The sequence below is a fragment of the Candidatus Anaeroferrophillus wilburensis genome (assembly GCA_016934315.1).
Classification (GTDB): domain Bacteria; phylum Desulfobacterota; class Anaeroferrophillalia; order Anaeroferrophillales; family Anaeroferrophillaceae; genus Anaeroferrophillus; species Anaeroferrophillus wilburensis.
This window is the reverse complement of record JAFGSY010000027.1, coordinates 40,724-58,118: the sequence shown is the minus strand read 5'-3', so window position 1 is coordinate 58,118 and position 17,395 is coordinate 40,724. Positions and strand designations below refer to the sequence as shown.

Annotated in this window: 13 protein-coding genes; 1 reads left to right on the top strand and 12 read right to left on the bottom strand. The window is 55.2% G+C overall.

Going from position 1 to position 17,395, the window contains the following annotated elements:
• The first annotated feature begins 495 nt into the window (after positions 1-495).
• Positions 496-2,031 carry a GNAT family N-acetyltransferase gene (locus JXO50_06710; protein ID MBN2332781.1) on the top strand — a complete coding sequence of 512 codons (1,536 nt, stop codon included), beginning with the start codon at positions 496-498 and terminating at the stop codon, positions 2,029-2,031.
• A gap of 135 nt (positions 2,032-2,166) precedes the next feature.
• Here JXO50_06710 and corA read toward each other — a convergent pair whose 3' ends face one another.
• The 12 genes from corA to glgP all read right to left on the bottom strand — a co-directional run bounded on the left by corA (position 2,167) and on the right by glgP (position 17,351).
• Positions 2,167-3,231, bottom strand: coding sequence for a magnesium/cobalt transporter CorA (gene corA, locus JXO50_06705; protein MBN2332780.1), 1,065 nt, complete (start codon positions 3,229-3,231; stop codon positions 2,167-2,169).
• Positions 3,232-3,373: 142 nt separating this feature from the next.
• Complete coding sequence (locus JXO50_06700) at positions 3,374-5,317, bottom strand: sodium:proton antiporter (GenBank protein MBN2332779.1); 1,944 nt, start codon at positions 5,315-5,317, stop codon at positions 3,374-3,376.
• A gap of 251 nt (positions 5,318-5,568) precedes the next feature.
• Positions 5,569-6,096, bottom strand: coding sequence for a YeeE/YedE family protein (locus JXO50_06695; protein ID MBN2332778.1), 528 nt, complete (start codon positions 6,094-6,096; stop codon positions 5,569-5,571).
• Positions 6,093-6,614, bottom strand: a complete 522-nt coding sequence (locus tag JXO50_06690) for a YeeE/YedE family protein (protein MBN2332777.1) — start codon at positions 6,612-6,614, stop codon at positions 6,093-6,095. The genes JXO50_06695 and JXO50_06690 overlap by 4 nt, the downstream gene beginning before the upstream one ends.
• A gap of 84 nt (positions 6,615-6,698) precedes the next feature.
• On the bottom strand, positions 6,699-7,031 hold the full coding sequence (locus JXO50_06685) for a cytochrome C (protein MBN2332776.1): 333 nt from the start codon (positions 7,029-7,031) through the stop codon (positions 6,699-6,701).
• 39 nt (positions 7,032-7,070) lie between these two features.
• Complete coding sequence (locus JXO50_06680) at positions 7,071-7,280, bottom strand: LapA family protein (GenBank protein MBN2332775.1); 210 nt, start codon at positions 7,278-7,280, stop codon at positions 7,071-7,073.
• On the bottom strand, positions 7,277-8,116 hold the full coding sequence (locus JXO50_06675) for a mechanosensitive ion channel family protein (protein MBN2332774.1): 840 nt from the start codon (positions 8,114-8,116) through the stop codon (positions 7,277-7,279). The genes JXO50_06680 and JXO50_06675 overlap by 4 nt, the downstream gene beginning before the upstream one ends.
• 34 nt (positions 8,117-8,150) lie before the next feature.
• Positions 8,151-8,291: a hypothetical protein gene (locus JXO50_06670; GenBank protein MBN2332773.1), complete on the bottom strand. Its 141-nt coding sequence runs from the start codon at positions 8,289-8,291 to the stop codon at positions 8,151-8,153.
• Positions 8,292-8,365: 74 nt separating this feature from the next.
• A complete protein-coding gene (locus JXO50_06665) occupies positions 8,366-10,627 on the bottom strand; it encodes an amino acid permease (GenBank protein ID MBN2332772.1) in 2,262 nt (753 codons plus the stop codon).
• Between the two features lie 53 nt (positions 10,628-10,680).
• A complete protein-coding gene (locus JXO50_06660; GenBank protein ID MBN2332771.1) occupies positions 10,681-12,003 on the bottom strand; it encodes an HlyC/CorC family transporter in 1,323 nt (440 codons plus the stop codon).
• 173 nt (positions 12,004-12,176) lie between these two features.
• Positions 12,177-14,687, bottom strand: coding sequence for a bifunctional lysylphosphatidylglycerol flippase/synthetase MprF (gene mprF, locus JXO50_06655; protein ID MBN2332770.1), 2,511 nt, complete (start codon positions 14,685-14,687; stop codon positions 12,177-12,179).
• Between the two features lie 144 nt (positions 14,688-14,831).
• Positions 14,832-17,351 (bottom strand): alpha-glucan family phosphorylase, encoded by a 2,520-nt coding sequence (glgP, locus tag JXO50_06650; protein MBN2332769.1) that lies wholly within the window; start codon positions 17,349-17,351, stop codon positions 14,832-14,834.
• Positions 17,352-17,395 lie beyond the last annotated feature (44 nt).

The following is a 17,395-nucleotide window of genomic DNA, read 5'->3' as shown; positions in this document are numbered from 1 at the left end:
AAAATCTGACTCTTTTCCAGTTACGTTTCTCACCTCTGCAATTTTGCGCTTTGCCCCGCATGCGCCCGTTTTATGTCCCAGCTATAAGCCACGTGTTTCAGGACATTCTTCTTGCCTTGGCGCCCCTGCCGACTTCCCGCCGTGGAGGTAGCAGACCCGCTTCCCTTTCATGACGGCATTACTACAACGCTTGCCGGCAATAGCATGGCAACTGGATAAGGCTGAGAGGTCACAAAAGGCGGGTTCCTGTTCTTCAACTTCCCCCAGCGCTGTCTTTGAAGTTGTTCTTTCACCAACATCACTTTCCCCCTTGAGGTGGCCCCCATATTATTAAAAACTGTCAACCCAAACCTAGAGAATGATACCTAAAGCTTGGATAATATGGTAAACTATAAAAATCAGCACTAAAGGAAAAAAAGCATTCTGCTATTGTGCCAAAAGAATACTATCACTGCACAATCAATTGGTACGTGCTGGAGGGAGCTTTGAATCAAAATGAAAGAAATGGAACATCAAGAACATAAACTAACCATTCGCGGATTGACCCATCAGGATTATGCACACATCAAGCGCATTATGGACCAGGTTTATCCGGACTTGGGCGGTGCCTGGCTGCCTGATGAATATCATGCCCTGATCGACACGTTTCCGGAAGGACAGATATGTATCGAAGATAAAGGAACGGTAGTGGCCGCTGCTCTCGCAATCCTCGTCAATGCAGTGGACTTCGAAAGTCGACATACCTATGAAGATGTTGTGGGTGGGGGAATGATGACCGCTCATGATTCAAGAGGCGACTCGTTGTATGGTATCGATGTATTTGTTACCCCTGATTATCGTGGATTGAGACTCGGTCGGCGCCTCTACGCCGCACGCAAAGAACTATGTGAAACGATGAATCTGAAAGGCATAATTTTTGGTGGCAGGATTCCTGGATATGGAGAACACGCAGAAAACATGTCGCCGGCTGAATATATCCAAAAAGTTAAGGTTAATGAGATATATGATCCAGTCCTCTCGTTTCAGTTAGCAAATGATTTCCATATCAAGAAAATACTGAAAAACTACATTCCGGAAGACTCTGAGTCCAATGCCTATGGCGTCTTGATGGAATGGAACAATATCTACTATGAAAAGCGTCAGCAATTATTTGGCGGGAGAAAATCATATCCTCGCATTGGTGTGGTTCAATGGCAGATGCGCACCTTTCATACTGTTGATGATTTTCTGCAACAGGCTGAATTCTTTGTTGATGCGGTATCCGGCTATAATTCTGATCTTGTTCTGTTTCCTGAATTTTTCAATGCACCGTTACTGAAAAATTTTGATCAGAACAATCCCGCTGAAGCTATGCGTGCACTCTCTGAATACACTGATGAAATACGATCAGGTTTCATCAATATGGCGATATCATATAATATAAACATCGTAGTTGGCAGTTTGCCGCACCTGAAAGATGACAGTTTATATAATGTCTCTTTTTTATGCCGACGTGATGGCACCTGGGATGCCCAGTACAAGGTGCATATAACTCCCGATGAGGCGAAATATTGGGGATTGAAAGGCGGCAGTGAAATCAAGATATTTGATACCGATATTGGCAAAATAGGTATTCTGATTTGTTACGACGTCGAGTTTCCGGAACTGTCTCGGCACCTGGTTGACAAAGGTATGATGATTCTTTTTGTTCCTTATTGGACCGATACGAAAAATGCCTATCTTCGAGTTCGGCGATGTGCCCAGGCCCGGGCGATTGAAAATGAATGCTATGTGGCAATTTCCGGCAGTGTCGGCAACCTGCCGAAAATTGAAAACATGGATATTCAGTATTCTCAATCGGCTGTTTTTACGCCGTCCGACTTCGCTTTTCCCCATGACGCTATTGCCGCTGAAGCAACCCCAAATACCGAGATGACCTTGATGGTTGATTTAGATCTTGATCTGCTGAAAGAACTGCGACAACAGGGAAGTGTACGTAATTTACAAAGTCGTAGAAAAGAGTTGTATGAGATCGTTTGGAAAGCAACGTAGAGTGAAACTCCCCGGGGCAAGCCCCGGGGCATTCCGCAAAGGGTTTTGACAACGTCAACATTCTGAAGAAACCCAACGCTGGCATTGCCGCCCTGCACATAAGGGAACCCCCTGACACCAGCCTAGCCCTTGGTTTCACAGCCAGTTTCTGCGCTGAAAAAACCTGACCATCACCAGGGCAACCACCACCAGCACCCCCCAGAAGACCAGGTAGCTGTAGCGGTAATGGAGCTCCGGCAGATACTCGAAATTGGTCCCGTAGATGCCGGCGATAAAGGTGAGAGGAATAAAGATCGCCGAAAAGATCGTCAGGACTTTCATGATCTCATTGAGCCGGTTGTTCACCCCGGTATTGTAGATCTCCAGATGATCGGACAGCATGTCCCGGTAGGTGTCAATAATCTCCACCGTCTGGGTGGCAAGATCAAGGAGGTCCTTCAGAAAAGGGATGGTCTGCTCCTGAACAAGGTCTGAGTCAAGCCTGCTCAGTTGGAGAATAAACTCTCTTGCCGGCCTGATCGCCTTGCGCAGGTAGTTTATTTCCCGCTTGTAGGCATTAATTCTGGCAAGAACATCCCGCGTCGGATTTTCCAGGATCTCGTCCTCGATCTCTTCGATCTTTCCCCCCAATCGTTCAACGATAAAGATATAATTGTCCACGATGGTGTCCAGCAACGCATAGGCCAGATAGTCAATGCCGACCTTGCGGATTCTGCCCTTCTGCTTGCGGATCCGCTCGCGCACCGGTTCAAAAACGTCACCCGGCCGCTCCTGGAAGGTCAGCAGATAGGTTTTTCCGAGAATCATGCTCAGCTGTTCGCTGTAGATTTTTCCCTCATCCTCATCATAGCGCATCATTTTGAGGACAAAAAAGAGGTAGTCGTCATACTCCTCCATTTTCGGCCGCTGGCCGGTGTTGACGACATCTTCGAGAACCAGGGCGTGCAGTCCGAAACCATTGCCGATCTCCCTGATCAGTTCCGTATCATGGAGGCCGTTGATGTTGAGCCAGGTAACGGTCGAGGTTTCCTTGTAGGGGATGCCATCACCGATATCCTGCAGATACTGTTCACTCAGGTGTTCTTGATCATAGTCAATAACCCGAATGGTCACCTCCTGCACTTTCTGCTCGCCGATAAAAACCAGTTCACCGGGAACCTGCCCCAGAGAAGCCTCTTTCTTCTTCAAAAACCTTGCCATATCCTCCCTCCGTAAAAAACCACCAATCAACTGAAAATGTGACAAAAAGCGAAAGCATGTCTGTCTTGCATATCTATTCCAAACTGGCAGGTTGACGGGTTCATGAACTCAACTCGTACGCAGACCCTCACCAGCGACAAACTCACAACACCTGCTCCGCATCCCGGGGGCTTTTCACCAGCTGGCAGGCGGAGGTTGAGAAAACATCGCCAGTAACAGTGTCGAGCAGCTGCCAGCCATTGCGCGTCAACCACTCATCAGCAGCCTGGAGCTCCGGAGCAAAAACAAAAAAATACACTTCATCCCCATTCTTGACCCGCAGGGAATCACCGACAGGCCATAACTCACCATTTCTGCGGACCGCGGCGGCAAGCAGGCCATTGCCGGAATAATCCACCAGCAGCGGTTCTCCCGCAGAATTGCCGGGCGACTCCTGGGAAACCTTCCACCGCTGAAGACCAACCTGTTTTGCTGCAAATCGGCGGTCCCAGGCAGGAACATCGATCGGCATGCCAAAGGCCTCTTCAGCGCCGTCCTGATGGAGCATCTCCACAGTCAATGAGGTGCTGTCAGCTTTCAACACGGTATACAGCAGCAGTTCTTTAACCTCCCCCTTCGCTACTTGCATAAAAAGATAGTTCACCCCTTCATTGGCAGTCAGCGCCAAGGCCCCCCGGCGGATATCGATTTCCGCCCGCTGAAGATAGGTAATATCAAGACCGTTGCCGTAAATAACTCGGGTACAATCAAATTCCGCCGCCTGGCAGTGGTCCGCATTGGCGTCGATGCAAACAATTTCCTGGCCATCTTCCATAAATAGCTTTGCCACCCCCCGGGCCAGGGCGTTGGCCCCCAGGATGACCCAACCCAACTGACTTGGCCGCCGCAGCCCAAGGGCGCCGGCCATGGGACCTCCGGTCAGGCCGGAAAAGACCACCGTAACAGCGATAACCAGAAAAACCAGGGCACGCAGCTCGTAGCCCCCGGACAGCCCCTGTTCAGTGAACGCGGCGGCAAAAAAAGAAGCCACCGCCGCGGCTACAATTCCCCGCGGCCCTATCCAGGCGATAAAAAACCGTTCTTTCCAGCCGAGACTGGAACAGCAGGTGCCGGCAAGCACGGCAACCGGCCGCACCAGAAACATGAGTATTGCGACAACACCAAGGGCCGGCCAACCCAGAGAGACAACCTGAACCAGACGAACATCCGCCGCCAGCAGTACAAAGAGCATCCCGATCAGCATGACGGTCAGCTCTTCTTTGAATTCCACCAGTTCCCGCAGGGCATGGCTGCTAACGTTGCCGGTAACTATACCAGCCACGGTCACGGCGGCAATACCGCTTTCCGGCAGGATCAGATTGGCCCCCTGAAAAAGAGCCAACATGACGGACAGAGTAAAAACATTTTCCGTACCCACCGGGATCAGGCGCCGTTTACGGTACAAAACGACCAACAACAGCGCCACCACACCGCCGCTGACCGCGCCAAAGCCAAGGCGTGAAATCACGTCCCAGCACCAGACCAAAGGGCCGCCGTGCTCGGGAGTGAGTGCGGCTTCAAGAGCGACAGTAGCCACCACCGCGCCAATGGCATCGATCAGAACCCCTTCGGCCTCAAGCACGGTGGCTACCGACCGCTTGACTTTCAACCGCTTCAGCAGCGGGTTGATCACCGTAGGGCCGGTCACCATAATCAATGTCCCGAACAGCACGGCGGTTTTCCACGGCCAATGGAGAAGATAATGGGCCGCCGCCGCACCGCCGGCCACCGTCAGCAAACCACCGAAAAGGATGAGTTGGCGAATGGAACGCTGGACACGCTTCAGCTGACCGAATTTGAGCTTCATACCCCCTTCAAAGAGAATGACGGCAACGGCAAACCCGGTAAGAATGGTCAATGAAGAGCCAAGCGTCTCCGGGCGAATAATACCCATACCGTCCGGGCCGAACAACACACCGGCAGCAAGCAGCAACACAATTCCCGGCACGCGCAAGTGATGCGCCAGCGCCTGCGCCATCATTCCCAGAGCGAGGGAAAAAGCGATGGTCAGGCCGGGATTATGGAAAACAGTGGTATCCATCGACATTCTTTGACCAACCTTGTTGGGCAGGATATGAAAAGCAAGGAAATTTCTGCCACAGGAAGAAGATTTTTTTATTGGCAATAACCACTACATTAAAGCTCATGAACAACTGCAAGCAGACGTCTACAGACAAAGCGGCAGGTAGGTTCCCCATCCTGCCGCCTTGCTCCAATTGCCTGCCAGCCGCTTATCAACCAGCCGCCATCACTCTTCGCCCCAGGTTGAACGATTATAACTTCATGTAGCTGCCACGGTCACAAATCTGAACGTTCAAAATAGGCGAACAAGGCAATGACGGCAACCACAATGATGGCGATAATCAGCCAGTGGTGAAGATGAAGAATATCCACCAGAGTTATTTTCCCCAGGTCACCCCAGGTCAAGACCGTTTTTTTGAGCAACGGGTAGGATTCGGCAAACAAGCCGGCGCCAGCCAGCATGCCGGCAATTCCCCAGATGGCATCCCAACGTCCTTCCCCCAGGGCACCTGCCTGGGTTCCCGGACAATAGCCAAGCAAACCCCAGCCAACACCAAACAAAAGACCGCCGATAATATTGCCGCCCAGGACTGTTGCCTTGATCGACAACTTCGCCAGCCCCATATCGTTGAGCAGATAGACGCCAACCATAGCCACCAAAATTGCCGAAAACATAAACTTGACAATAGTCATATCCAGCAGCCGCAATGCCCCCAGCTGCTTATCATAACGAATAACCCTGCCTTTCTGGAGAAGAAAGCCGAAGAACATTCCCGTCACGAGTCCATACATCAGCGTGTTCATGATCTTCCTCCCCCATACAGCAGCTTAGCAACAACGATACCACCAATGAAAAAACAGACCATTGCCACATATCCACTCACCGCCAGCTGCAGCGTCCCGCTCAGCCCGTGGCCGCTTGGTCAGCCACCGGCAAGCCTGGCGCCATACATGGCGATGGCTCCGCCGACAAAAGCCGCAATGCCCCGTTTGCCAACGCTCGGACCAAAACGATCCCTCCACATATCAGGAACTCCCTGCCAGTTAAAAGATCCCGACATAAGTGCGGCAATCAGTGAACCGACAAAAATGCCGACAACAAACATGATCTGCCAATCGACTACCGGAGCCTCTTTGATAAAATAATCCATCGTGGCAACCCGGTCGGGGGCAAACACCTTCTCAATCATCCCGACAACCCGGACAAAGCTGGTTGACGCGCCGAAATATTTGCCGGCCAGGGCCACGGATAACACCAAAACCAATCCCGACAGTCCCCCGGCAAGATAGGGACTCCAACTACCTTTTTCCCGAATGCTCATAGGATCTTCCCCTTTCTCAATGCGACATCAAGACGTGTATGGTCACTCTTCGGCAACTACCTCCACGCCATACGGACTTTAAACTCACTTGTGACAGGTCATGCACATCTTACCCTTGGGCACCTGCATCTCGACATGACATGGCCAACAGAATTTTTTATGAAAATCGTTGGCAGTCCCAGACTTGTTTTCAATGGTCACCACCAGCGGGCCACCGGCATCCGACGGATGGCATTTGGTGCAAGCCAGTTTTGCCTGATGCTGGTGATGAGGGAAAATAACCGCCTTTTTGCTGCCCTCCACCTGAAAACGGGCTTTCAGATCCATCTGTTCCGGTCCCTTGCCATCTGCTTGAACCGCAGCGGCAACCACCAGCCAGAGACAACAGACAACCATCACTATCCATACGTTTTTCATATCAGCCTCCTCGTTTTGGTTACATCAACAATCAACCCATCAATATTGTGATGTTTTATCTTTACTTCTGTAGCTGCCAAAAAGGACCCCAAGAACCAGGCCGGCCAGCATGGTCACCAGCAGCAAAAGGGCCCGGGAAAGGGAAAAATGCCAGAAAAGGAAGCGGATCTCCACCACCCTGGCATTCTGCACCATAAAAAGAAGCGCCAGCAAACCGATAACCAAAGCCACGTAAAATCTTGCCTTCATGGGTTGCGCTGCCCTCCCTCACGATTGAGATGAACATCCTGCTGAGGAAACGGAATCGTCAGACCGGCAGCTTCAATCTCCTCTTTGACCCGTTTTTTGAGATCCCACCAGGTGTCCCAAAAATCATCCACCGTGGTCCAGCACCGCAGACCGAGGTTGACAGAGCTGTCAGCCAATTCCTGAACCATCACCTGTGGCGCCGGATCAGGGAGCATCCGGGGCTCGCTGCGGATAACTCCCCGGAGGGCCTCAAAACCGGCGTCGATGGAATCGTCATAAGCAATACCGACAACCACATCCATTCGCCGGCGGCCGTTGCGGGTAAAATTTTTCACCGGCGTCCCCCACATGGCGCCGTTGGGGGCAAAGACATACAGACCGTCAAACGTTTCGAGGATGGTGGTAAACAGCCCGATCTCCCTGACCGTACCGGCCTGGGAACCGCACTCAATATAATCGCCGATGCGGTAGGGCCGCAGAATCAGCAGCATGATCCCGGCCGCAATATTGCCCAGGGTATCTTTCAGTGCCAGACCAACAGCCAGGCCGGCGGCACCCAGCAGGGCGATGATGCTGGTGGTGTTGACCCCGAAGATATCCAGGATGATAACCAGGCTGATGGCGTAGATCGAGTAGGTTGCGGTGGTGGAAAAAATCGGCACCAGGACATCATCAAATTTTTTGAGGCGCTGAGGCGCCTGGACAATGGCCTGACGGACCAGCCGGGCGGCAGCAAAACCGGCCAGCAGCACCGCCGCCGCCAGCAGGCCCTTATAGCCAAGATCAATGATCAATTCAGCATGCTCACCCCAGAGGTTCACCAGATAGTCGGCCATTAGGCAATCTCCTGGATAATATCAAAGTTCATGGTTACACCCAGCGAATAGGGCGAAAAAACACGATCTGCAAGGCCGCAATCACCAACAGTATAACGCAGACGAAGAAAAACACAAAGGGATTATCCGCCCCTGGGATGCCGCCGACATTGATACCCAAAGGCCCGGTCAACAGCCTGCCTTACCTTTTTAATCCCAAAACAAGGCAACCCCATATGGCAACGCTGGAAAATCTATCGGAACCGGCAATCACGTCTTCTCCCGATTGCTGTCCGGCATTCGGCTTTGGACAACCTCCTGTTCAGGGGATACCAGATCACCAATGAACAGGCTGCCATTATGGATAAAAAAACAGGTCGGCAGTCCCGCGGCCAGCTCCTGCAGCCGCCGGGCTGCGGCCTCTATCTCGTCTTCAGCCGGGACTGCCAGACCAAGGAGTACCACATCGGCGGCCGCACTCTCACGGTGAATCATCTCCTTGATGCTCATCTCCTCTTCACGGACAAAGATGTGGATCTCCGCCTCGATCCGGATTTCCGGCATCAGCTGCTGGAGAAATGCCTGGGTCTGTTGCCTCATCAACTCATTTGAGGCAACACTCAAGACCCGGATGGTGGCAGCATGCCACTGGGGATTGCGGGACAACAGATAGGCAAGCAGCAGCATGAGATCGCCGTTGCGCTGCAGGCCTCCCCACCAGATATCGATGGTCGCCGGAACAGCTGGCAGGGATGCAGCCACCTGACCGATAATCAGGGACCGGTTGATAATCGCCAGCCGCCGGATAATCCGCAGAAAGGAGGCCAGGCGTTCAGGTTCATCGGGCAGCCCCACCAGGATGGTGTTGCTCTCGATGCCGGCCATGCCGTTGGCCTGGGCCACGGCAATGATCCCTCGCTCAATGTCCGGCACCACATTCACCTCGCCGAAGGCAACAATCTGCTCCGCATGGAGAATGGCTTCAATCTGCCGCTGGCGGGGAACGGTATCGATGGCCAGGTCGAGGAGATCGCCAACCTTCAGTTCACAAACGGTGACCACGCCCCGGTCCTCGCTGAACCAGGCACCAAAGCGGACCAGGTTCAAACGCTGCTCAATATTGCTGACAAATACCAGGACGTGGGGCCGCCAGTTGCGGGCTGTCATGGGATGGCGGCCAAGCTGGACAAGCGCCCAGCGGATGACCGCCTCATAGATGTCACGCCGCACATCACCCCATGACTCACGCTGAGCCCTGCGTTTCAACAACAGCCAGATGGCCAGTTCAACAATGATCGCCAGCAGGCTGACCGGCAGATTGATAAGCGCCATGACACCGAAACAACCGAGTGCACCAAGAAGGCTGAAGAACCAGGGCACAACGATGGATGGCCGCCAGGAAGGATTTCCCGACAGCTGTTCAAGGGCAGCCACCAGATTGGTGGTACCGTATACGGTCAGGAAAAACATCGTCACCACCTGGGCAACGGCATTGAGCCCGCCAAGGAAGATCGCCGCAACGGCAATGGCAACGGTCACCGCCATGCCAAACAAAGGCTCGCCGTTTTTCTCATCGACCCTGGTGAAAATACGGGGGACAAGCCGGTCACGAGACAGTGCCTGAAGCGTCCTCGGAGCGCCAAGCAGCGAACCAACAGCGGACGAAAAAATTGCCCCCCAGAGACCAGGCATGATCAGCCACGGCCCCAAAACTGCAATTTTGGTCCAGATGAGTGGTTCGGCCCGCAGGTCAGCGGCAGGTCGGGCATACGACAACAGCAGCGGAATGATCAGATAGATAGCGAATCCGGTCAGGGTTGCCCATAAAGTTCCCTTGGGAATAGCACTTTTGGGAGCTTCCAGGTCGCCTGACAAACTGAGTCCGGCCATAATGCCGGTCACCGCCGGGAAAAATACTGCAAACACCATCCAGAAACTGTGGGTTGGCGGACTGCTGCTTGTCAGGTTCGCCGACGAACCTTGCAGCAGGGAGCCGGATAAAAGGGCCAACAGTGAAACACCAATCATGATCATGATCGGCACTTGGGTTTTCAAAGCGAATCCGGCTCCCCGCAGGGCAAGAACGGAAACCGCAATAATAATCAGAAAGGCGGTGATTGCTACAGGGATTCCCGGCCAGACAAAGGCGAGTGATTCAGCCAGCCCGAAGGCATAGAGGGTGACCGAAAGAGCTTGGGAAAGATAGAGCGGCAGGCCGATCGCACCACCGACCTCCCGGCCAAGGCTGCGGGAGATCATGTAATAGGCCCCGCCGATGCCCACCTTGCTGTTGGTGGCAATGGCCGACAAGGAGAGCGTGGTAATCAGCGTAATGCCGTTGGCAACAACGACAATCAGCAGGGAGTGGCCAAGACCGACCTGACCCACCACCCAGCCGAACCGCAAGTACATGATAACCCCGAGGATGGTCAGGACCGTCGGAGTATAGACCCCGATGAATGCCCCTAGCCTGCCCGGTGCAGATGGCCGACCAACGAAGCCGGTCATGGATAAAAACTTCGGAATTTTCATGGGCTATAACATATAAAATCGGCTGATTATTGCCGGCACACGGAAGCCGACCATCACACAGGAGAGGGGGTTGCTACCGGGCCGGCAGGCACCGCCGGGCGGATTTCAACGCCGATAACCCGACGCTGGTCGGCCTCCCTGACGGCAATTTCATGGCTGCCCAAAGGAATGACCTCACCAGCAACTGGAATTCGGCCGAGCAGTTCGACCACAACACCACCGATGGTATCAGAGGTTATATCATCCGGTATAACAAGCAGGCACGTTTTTGCCACCTCATCTGCCGGGCACAGAGCGTTAACCACAAAGGAATGGGTACCGGTACGGATGATGAACGGCGTTTCGTGATCAAATTCATCCTCAATGGGACCCACCAGTTCTTCCAGAACATTTTCAAGGGTGATCATCCCCGATACCGAGCCGTACTCGTCAACCAACAGAGCCATCAGCACTTTGCGTCTCTGAAATTCCAGCAGCAGAACATCGAGATGGATATTCTCCGGCAGATAAACCGCCTTGCGGGAAAGATTTCGCAGCGTTACCAGCTGCCGATCAGTAGCCAGCAGCTGGAAAATATCCTTCACGTGAACGACACCGACAATGTGATCGATATCGCCATCACACAAAGGAAGCCGTGTATGACCGGAATCGGCCGCCCGACGCAGTTTTTCCTCCAGGGAATCATTGAGGTCCAGGTAAACAATCTGGTTGCGCGGCACCATATAGCGGCGGGCATATTTCTCTTCAAGATCCATGACGTTTTCCATAAGCCGCCGCTCACGCGGCTTGAGCAGCCCGCCAACGGTGGATTCCAGCAGGATATGACGCAGTTCCTCTTCAGTATGGCTGGCACTGTGGACTTCGTCGGCCGACAGGCCGACGAAGCGCAGCAGACGGTTGCTGAAGGCATTGAGGGCCCAGATAAACGGCATGAATATCTGCCGAAAGATCAGCAGCGGCAGGGCAACGAACAGCGCCGTCGGTTGATGCCGCTGGATTGCCAATATTTTGGGCGCCTGTTCACCGACGGTAATATGGAGAAAGGTGATCAGGGAGAAAGCCAGCGGCAGGGCAATATAGTGCACCTTCTCCACCGGCAGCCCAATGAGATGTACAGCCGGCTCCAGCAGGCGGGCAACCAGCGGTTCGCCAACCCAGCCAAGAGCAAGACTGGCCAGGGTTATCCCAAGTTGACAGGCGGAAAGGTAGGCATCTAAATGGCCAACAATTGATTCCACCGCCTTGGCAGTTCGGCTGCCGCCGCGGGCCAGCACCGCAACTTCACTGCTGCTCAACTTGACCAGGGCAAACTCGGCAGCGACAAAGAAGGCGTTAACCAGGATAATGAACAGCACCGTCAGGATTTTAATGATCATTGTTCAACGACTCTTTTTTCACTTGGCTGGACGGTTATGGCACTATGCCGGACACTACAGGCATCAACCGTCGCATCATACAGGTTCCCGCGCTCTTTTGCCAAGTATTTGTTGTTTTCACTACCTCGACCAACGGATAACTCCACCAGGCGAACATCTGGCTCCTGGCTTTGCTATTTGCTGATTGAGCCTTTCAGGCCGCCGCTGATGAGGGTTGTGAGATGCACCAGAACCATGGGCAGGGAGAGCCCCCCCGGGCAAGCCAGATAGCGCGGCTCCCAGACCGGCAAAAACTTGTTTTTATATGCCCGCAGGCCCTCAAAATTATAAAAATGTTCCCCGTGGCGATACATCATGGCCCCAAGCCGATTCCACAGGGGGGCAAAGGGGCGGTTTTCCAGCCCTGCCAGGGGGGCCATCCCCAGCACGAAGCTGCCAAAGCCCTGTTCCCGTCCCCAGAGCATCAGATTGACAAATAAAAAATCCATGATGCCGCGGGCCTCCTGGGGTTCATAGCGCATCAAATCAACGGAAAGCTCCTCTTTGCCAGCAGTTTCCCAGAGATTGGCAAAGGCGACAATCTTTTCGTCACGGCGCACCAGGGCGGCGGAAAACCGTTTGAGATAGGCGGGATCAAAAAACCCCAGGGAGAACCCCTTTTCCCGGGTATGCTTACTCTGTAGCCAGTTGTCTGAAATCCTGCCCAATTCAGGCAGCAAGGCATCTACCTCGCTGGAATCGATGACGGCAAAACTATAACCCTCCTTCTGGAGCCGCCGTTGGATATAACGCAGTTCACTGCGATGTGAGCCTTCCAGGGAAAACTCGGCCAGCGGCACCTTCGCCTCCTCGCCGATTTTGAAGAGCGTCAAACCCAGATCGAGATAGCGATGCAGAGTGCCGCTGCCGACCTCATAAAACACCGGCCAGCCCCCATGACGTTCCGCCAGTTCTCGAAAAGACCAGACAAGCTCGGCCGCCGCCGGTTCCGCCCCCACGGGATCACCCATGGCTATCCAGCTGCGCCCTTTGATGCCATACATGATAAAGCCGGTGCCTGAATGGTCAAACAGCAGCCTCTTATCCCCCAGCAGGGCAAGGTTGGCCTCACTGCAAGGCGATGACCTGACAACCACTGCTGCCGCTGACAGTTCTTCCGTCCCCGGCATATTAATGGACACCTTGCTCCCAGGCGCCAGAAGCCGGGCAATGGCGTAGAGCAAGAGCAGGGTGACCGTACCCACCAGGGCCCTGAGAAAGCGCGGCGCTTCCGCATGGAAAGCGAACTGCCACCAGAGGCTGTCCGAATAAGCAATGTGCTGGTAGGAGAAAAATCCCAGCCAGATTGCCGCAGCCAGAACCATGATGATGGAAACCAGCCAGCCCATGGTCAACGGTTCATTGAAAAGGGAGGAATGCCGGTAGAATTGCCGTCGACAGGTCAGCAGAATGACCAACAGCAGCCCGAGAAGCACCGCCTCCTCATAATCCAGTCCTTTCACCAGGGATACGAAGATACCGACGGCCAGCAGGATGATGGTGGACAGCCAGGCGCCATCCAACCGGCGTTGCAGTCCCCTGGCCAGCAACAGGAATGCGGCCCCGATGATGCTGGCGAGGAAATGAGACAGTTCCAGCAGGCTGAGCGGGATGAAATGGCGAAGCCGCACAAGTCTGACAGGAACGGCAGGGGTTGCGCCGGAAAAGAGGAGTACCGCCCCGGCCATCAGGGTTGCCACCGCCAGCAAAGGAGGTACCAGAGGGGAAATCCAGTTTGCCGCCACCCGGGTAGAGCTGATGAGGCGGGCCCGACCCTGTTCCAACTCCTGGAAACCAAGCAGCAACACCGCCATCATAAAGGGAACCAGGTAATAGATGCCACGATACACCAGCAGAGCACCCATAAGGGCTGCGGGAGACACCGTGGGGGCGGCAAGCAGGACCAGGGATTCAAAAACCCCCAGACCGCCGGGAATGTTGCTCGCCAGAGCAAGGGTCTGCGCAAAAAGGTAGATGCTGAGGAGATACCAGTAGCTCAGCCCGCTGCCTGGCGGCAGGAGGACATACAAAACACTGCCGGCCAGCAGCCAGTCAAGACTGCCGATGACCAGTTGGGCTGCGGCAATCTTCACCTGCGGCAGCGGAAATTGCCAGCCCCTTATCTGCAGGGGGCGGGGACGGCGGATAGCTGCCACGAGATAGGCCAGCACTGCACCGCCGAAGAGCAACCCCAGAGGTCGTGCGGACTTGAAGGACAGCCAAGGCAACAGATTGGTAAGCGCTGGAGGTTCCAAGACAAACAGAAAACCGCCCACCGTCAGAATGCCCAGCCAGAAGGTTCCCGTAGTGAAAACAATCAGGCGGCTGATCTCCTCGCTGGAAAAACCCCAGGCGGTATAGAAGCGGTAGCGGATGGTCCCGGAAGTGAAGAGCGACAAGCCGATATTATTGCTGAACGCATAGCTGATGAAAGAAACAAGGGTGATTTTTCTTTTTGGCAGGCGGTGCTGGAGGTAAATGGTGGCCAACTGATCATAAAAGGTCAAGGTCAGATAGCTGAGCATGGTCAAGCCCACCGCAGCGGCAGTACGGTTGGTGGCAATCAGCCTGATTTCAAGGCGAACATCAGCCAGGTGGTGGCCGCCAAGCAGCCGGTGCAACAGCCACAGAGCGGCCATGAACATGGCCAGGCCAAACCAGGGAACCACATTTTTCTTGACCCATTCAACGTTCACTGACTACTCCACTTCAGGCAACCAACCTGAGGCACCGCCGAAAACCGAGGAATTGTGGCCAGACGCCCTGGCAAGCAATCCAGCATGCCGGTCTTACCGCTGCCATAGAATCCAGGGAGCCTCCAGTGGAACGGCAAGGCCATCAGCAGCCGCCATAACCCTGGGGGTATAGTGTTCCGCAGGCCGCCGGCAGCCCACAACCGCACGATACACAAAGCCCTGGACGGCGCCGGGAAGCGAACGGCTCTGCGCCATAGGAATGCGTTCCGGGGCATCGTCCGCCGCCAGCGGCTCGGCATAGAGCTCAACCTCCAGGAGATCGGGAGATATATCATCAAAATAGATCTGCGCCTCAATCTCCAGCGCGCCACCGTCGGCACGGGAAGTCACTGTCCCAAAACGCAAGCTGTTCCAGTGGCGGGTCAGCAGGACAAGGCGGGACTCCAGGCTGATGCCCAACGCGCCACCGTCGGCACAGCGGTTTTTTACTACAGCCGCCGCCGGCAGGTAGTAGTCCTCGACGTACTCCCGCAGCATCCGGTTGCTGGAAAAACGGGGCGTCAGTCTGGCCATGCTCTTACGGATGCGGGCCAGCCAGGCCGCCGGCAGGCCATTCTCATTACGTTCATAGAATTCCGGCACCACTTCCTCCTCCAGCAGCCGGTACAGTTCATCCGCTTCGGCGGCATCCCATGCCGGATCGGCGTCATGCTCACGCCGGTCGCCCAGGGCCCAGCCAACCTCCGGCGACCAGGCCTCGGCCCACCAGCCATCGAGTTCCGACACATTGAGGCCGCCATTGACCAACACCTTCATGCCGCTGGTACCGCTGGCCTCCCAGGGTCGCCGGGGGGTGTTGATCCACACATCAACCCCCTGCACCAGATCGGTTGCCAGGGCAAGATCGTAATCTTCCAGAAAAACCACCCGGCCGTGGACCGCCGGTTGGCGGGCAAAGGCCACCCACCGGTTGATCAGCCGGCGGCCAACCTGGTCCTGGGGATGGGCTTTGCCGGCAATGACCAGCTGGACCGGCCGCCTGGTATCGATGAGCAGACGTGTCAGCCGCTGGGGATCGTGCAGCAAAAGATCGGGACGTTTATAGGCCGCAAAGCGCCTGGCAAAACCGAGAGTAAGGATGTTGGGATCCAGAACCTCGGGAAACTGGACCTCGGCATAGCCACACGCCGCCTCCTGGCGGCATTGGCGCCGGTGAACCGCCTGCACCAGGGCCTGACGGCCCTGAGTGCGGGTCCGCCAAAGTTCCTCGTCAGACACCGTATGGACAGCCTGCTCCAGAGATCGCAGATCACCCAGCCAACGCTCCCGACCGCTGGCCGCAGTCCACAAGGCATCGGCGGCCGCCGAGTCCCAGGAGGGAACATGGACACCGTTGGTCACATAGCCCACCGGAACCTCGGCCACCGGCCAGCGGGGAAAAAGGGGCTGGAAAATTTCCTGAGAAACGGTCGCATGCAACCTGCTGACCCCATTGACCGCGCCGCTGCAACGCATGGCCAGGTACGCCATATTGAGCGGTTCCAGCGGGTCGTTATTGGAAGCCCGCCCCAAGGTCAGGAGATCCTCCACCGATATCCCCAGCCGAGCCACGTAGGCCTGCAGGTACTGGGTAACCAGTTCGGGCGCAAAATGGTCAAATCCCGCCGCCACCGGGGTGTGGGTGGTAAACAGATTGCCGCTGCGGGTGCACCGCAGCGCCTCATGGAAGCTGCAGCCATTGTCCGCCATGAAGCTGCGGGCACGTTCCAGGGGTGCGAATGCGGCATGCCCTTCATTCAGGTGACAAATATCCGGGTTGACGCCCAGCGCCTCCAGCAGCCGCCAGCCGCCGATTCCCAGGACCATCTCCTGCTGGAGCCGCAATTCCGGGCCACCACTGTACAGCCCACTGGTAATCCCCCGATCGCCCGGGGCATTGCGCAGATCATTGCTGTCCAGAAGATAGAGGGAAACCCGGCCAATACGGGCTTCCCAGCCACGCAGATGAAGTATCCTGCCAGGCAGATCCAAAACAATCTGCAGCCAGCCACCAGTGGCATCACGCAAAGGGAGAACGGGCAGCATGGCCGGATTGTTGAAGGGATAAAACTCCAGCTGTTGCCCCGAGGCGTCAATCACCTGATGAAAATAGCCCTGCTGGTACAACAGGCCGATCCCCACCAGCGGCACGCCGAGATCGCTGGCCGTCTTGAGCAGGTCCCCGGCAAGCACCCCCAAGCCGCCGGAATAGATGGGCAGCGCTTCGCTCAAACCGAATTCCATACTGAAGTAGGCCACTGTTCCTAGGGAGGTGTCAGCTCCATGGATACGGCTGTACCATGGTTGCCGCTCCAGATACTCCCGACGGACGGCAACCTGCTCGCGGAGGAGGGCAATGAAGGCCTGATCTCCAGCCAGATCTTCGAGCCGCTGCTGGGAGACGCTCTCAAGGATGAGCCAGGGATCACAGGTCGACTCCCAGAGCTCAACATCCATCTGCTGCCACAACCGGTCGGCATGGTGATCCCAGCTCCAGCGCAGGTCCAGGGCCAGGTCCACCAGCCCGGCCAATGGCTCAGGAACCGGTCGGGGCAGGTAGCGTAAAGGATGCATGTAGTTCTCCTTTCAGATGCTTTCACCTGGTGTTACAACAATAC

Bases quoted from the DNA above. Each gene is read 5' to 3' on its own strand.
- JXO50_06710 (MBN2332781.1), top strand. From the start codon at position 496: ATGAAAGAAATGGAACATCAAGAACATAAACTAACCATTCGCGGATTG.
- corA (MBN2332780.1), bottom strand. From the start codon at position 3,231: ATGGCAAGGTTTTTGAAGAAGAAAGAGGCTTCTCTGGGGCAGGTTCCC.
- JXO50_06700 (MBN2332779.1), bottom strand. From the start codon at position 5,317: ATGTCGATGGATACCACTGTTTTCCATAATCCCGGCCTGACCATCGCT.
- JXO50_06695 (MBN2332778.1), bottom strand. From the start codon at position 6,096: ATGAACACGCTGATGTATGGACTCGTGACGGGAATGTTCTTCGGCTTT.
- JXO50_06685 (MBN2332776.1), bottom strand. From the start codon at position 7,031: ATGAAAAACGTATGGATAGTGATGGTTGTCTGTTGTCTCTGGCTGGTG.
- JXO50_06680 (MBN2332775.1), bottom strand. From the start codon at position 7,280: ATGAAGGCAAGATTTTACGTGGCTTTGGTTATCGGTTTGCTGGCGCTT.
- JXO50_06675 (MBN2332774.1), bottom strand. From the start codon at position 8,116: ATGGCCGACTATCTGGTGAACCTCTGGGGTGAGCATGCTGAATTGATC.
- JXO50_06665 (MBN2332772.1), bottom strand. From the start codon at position 10,627: ATGAAAATTCCGAAGTTTTTATCCATGACCGGCTTCGTTGGTCGGCCA.
- JXO50_06660 (MBN2332771.1), bottom strand. From the start codon at position 12,003: ATGATCATTAAAATCCTGACGGTGCTGTTCATTATCCTGGTTAACGCC.
- mprF (MBN2332770.1), bottom strand. From the start codon at position 14,687: ATGTTCATGGCCGCTCTGTGGCTGTTGCACCGGCTGCTTGGCGGCCAC.
- glgP (MBN2332769.1), bottom strand. From the start codon at position 17,351: ATGCATCCTTTACGCTACCTGCCCCGACCGGTTCCTGAGCCATTGGCC.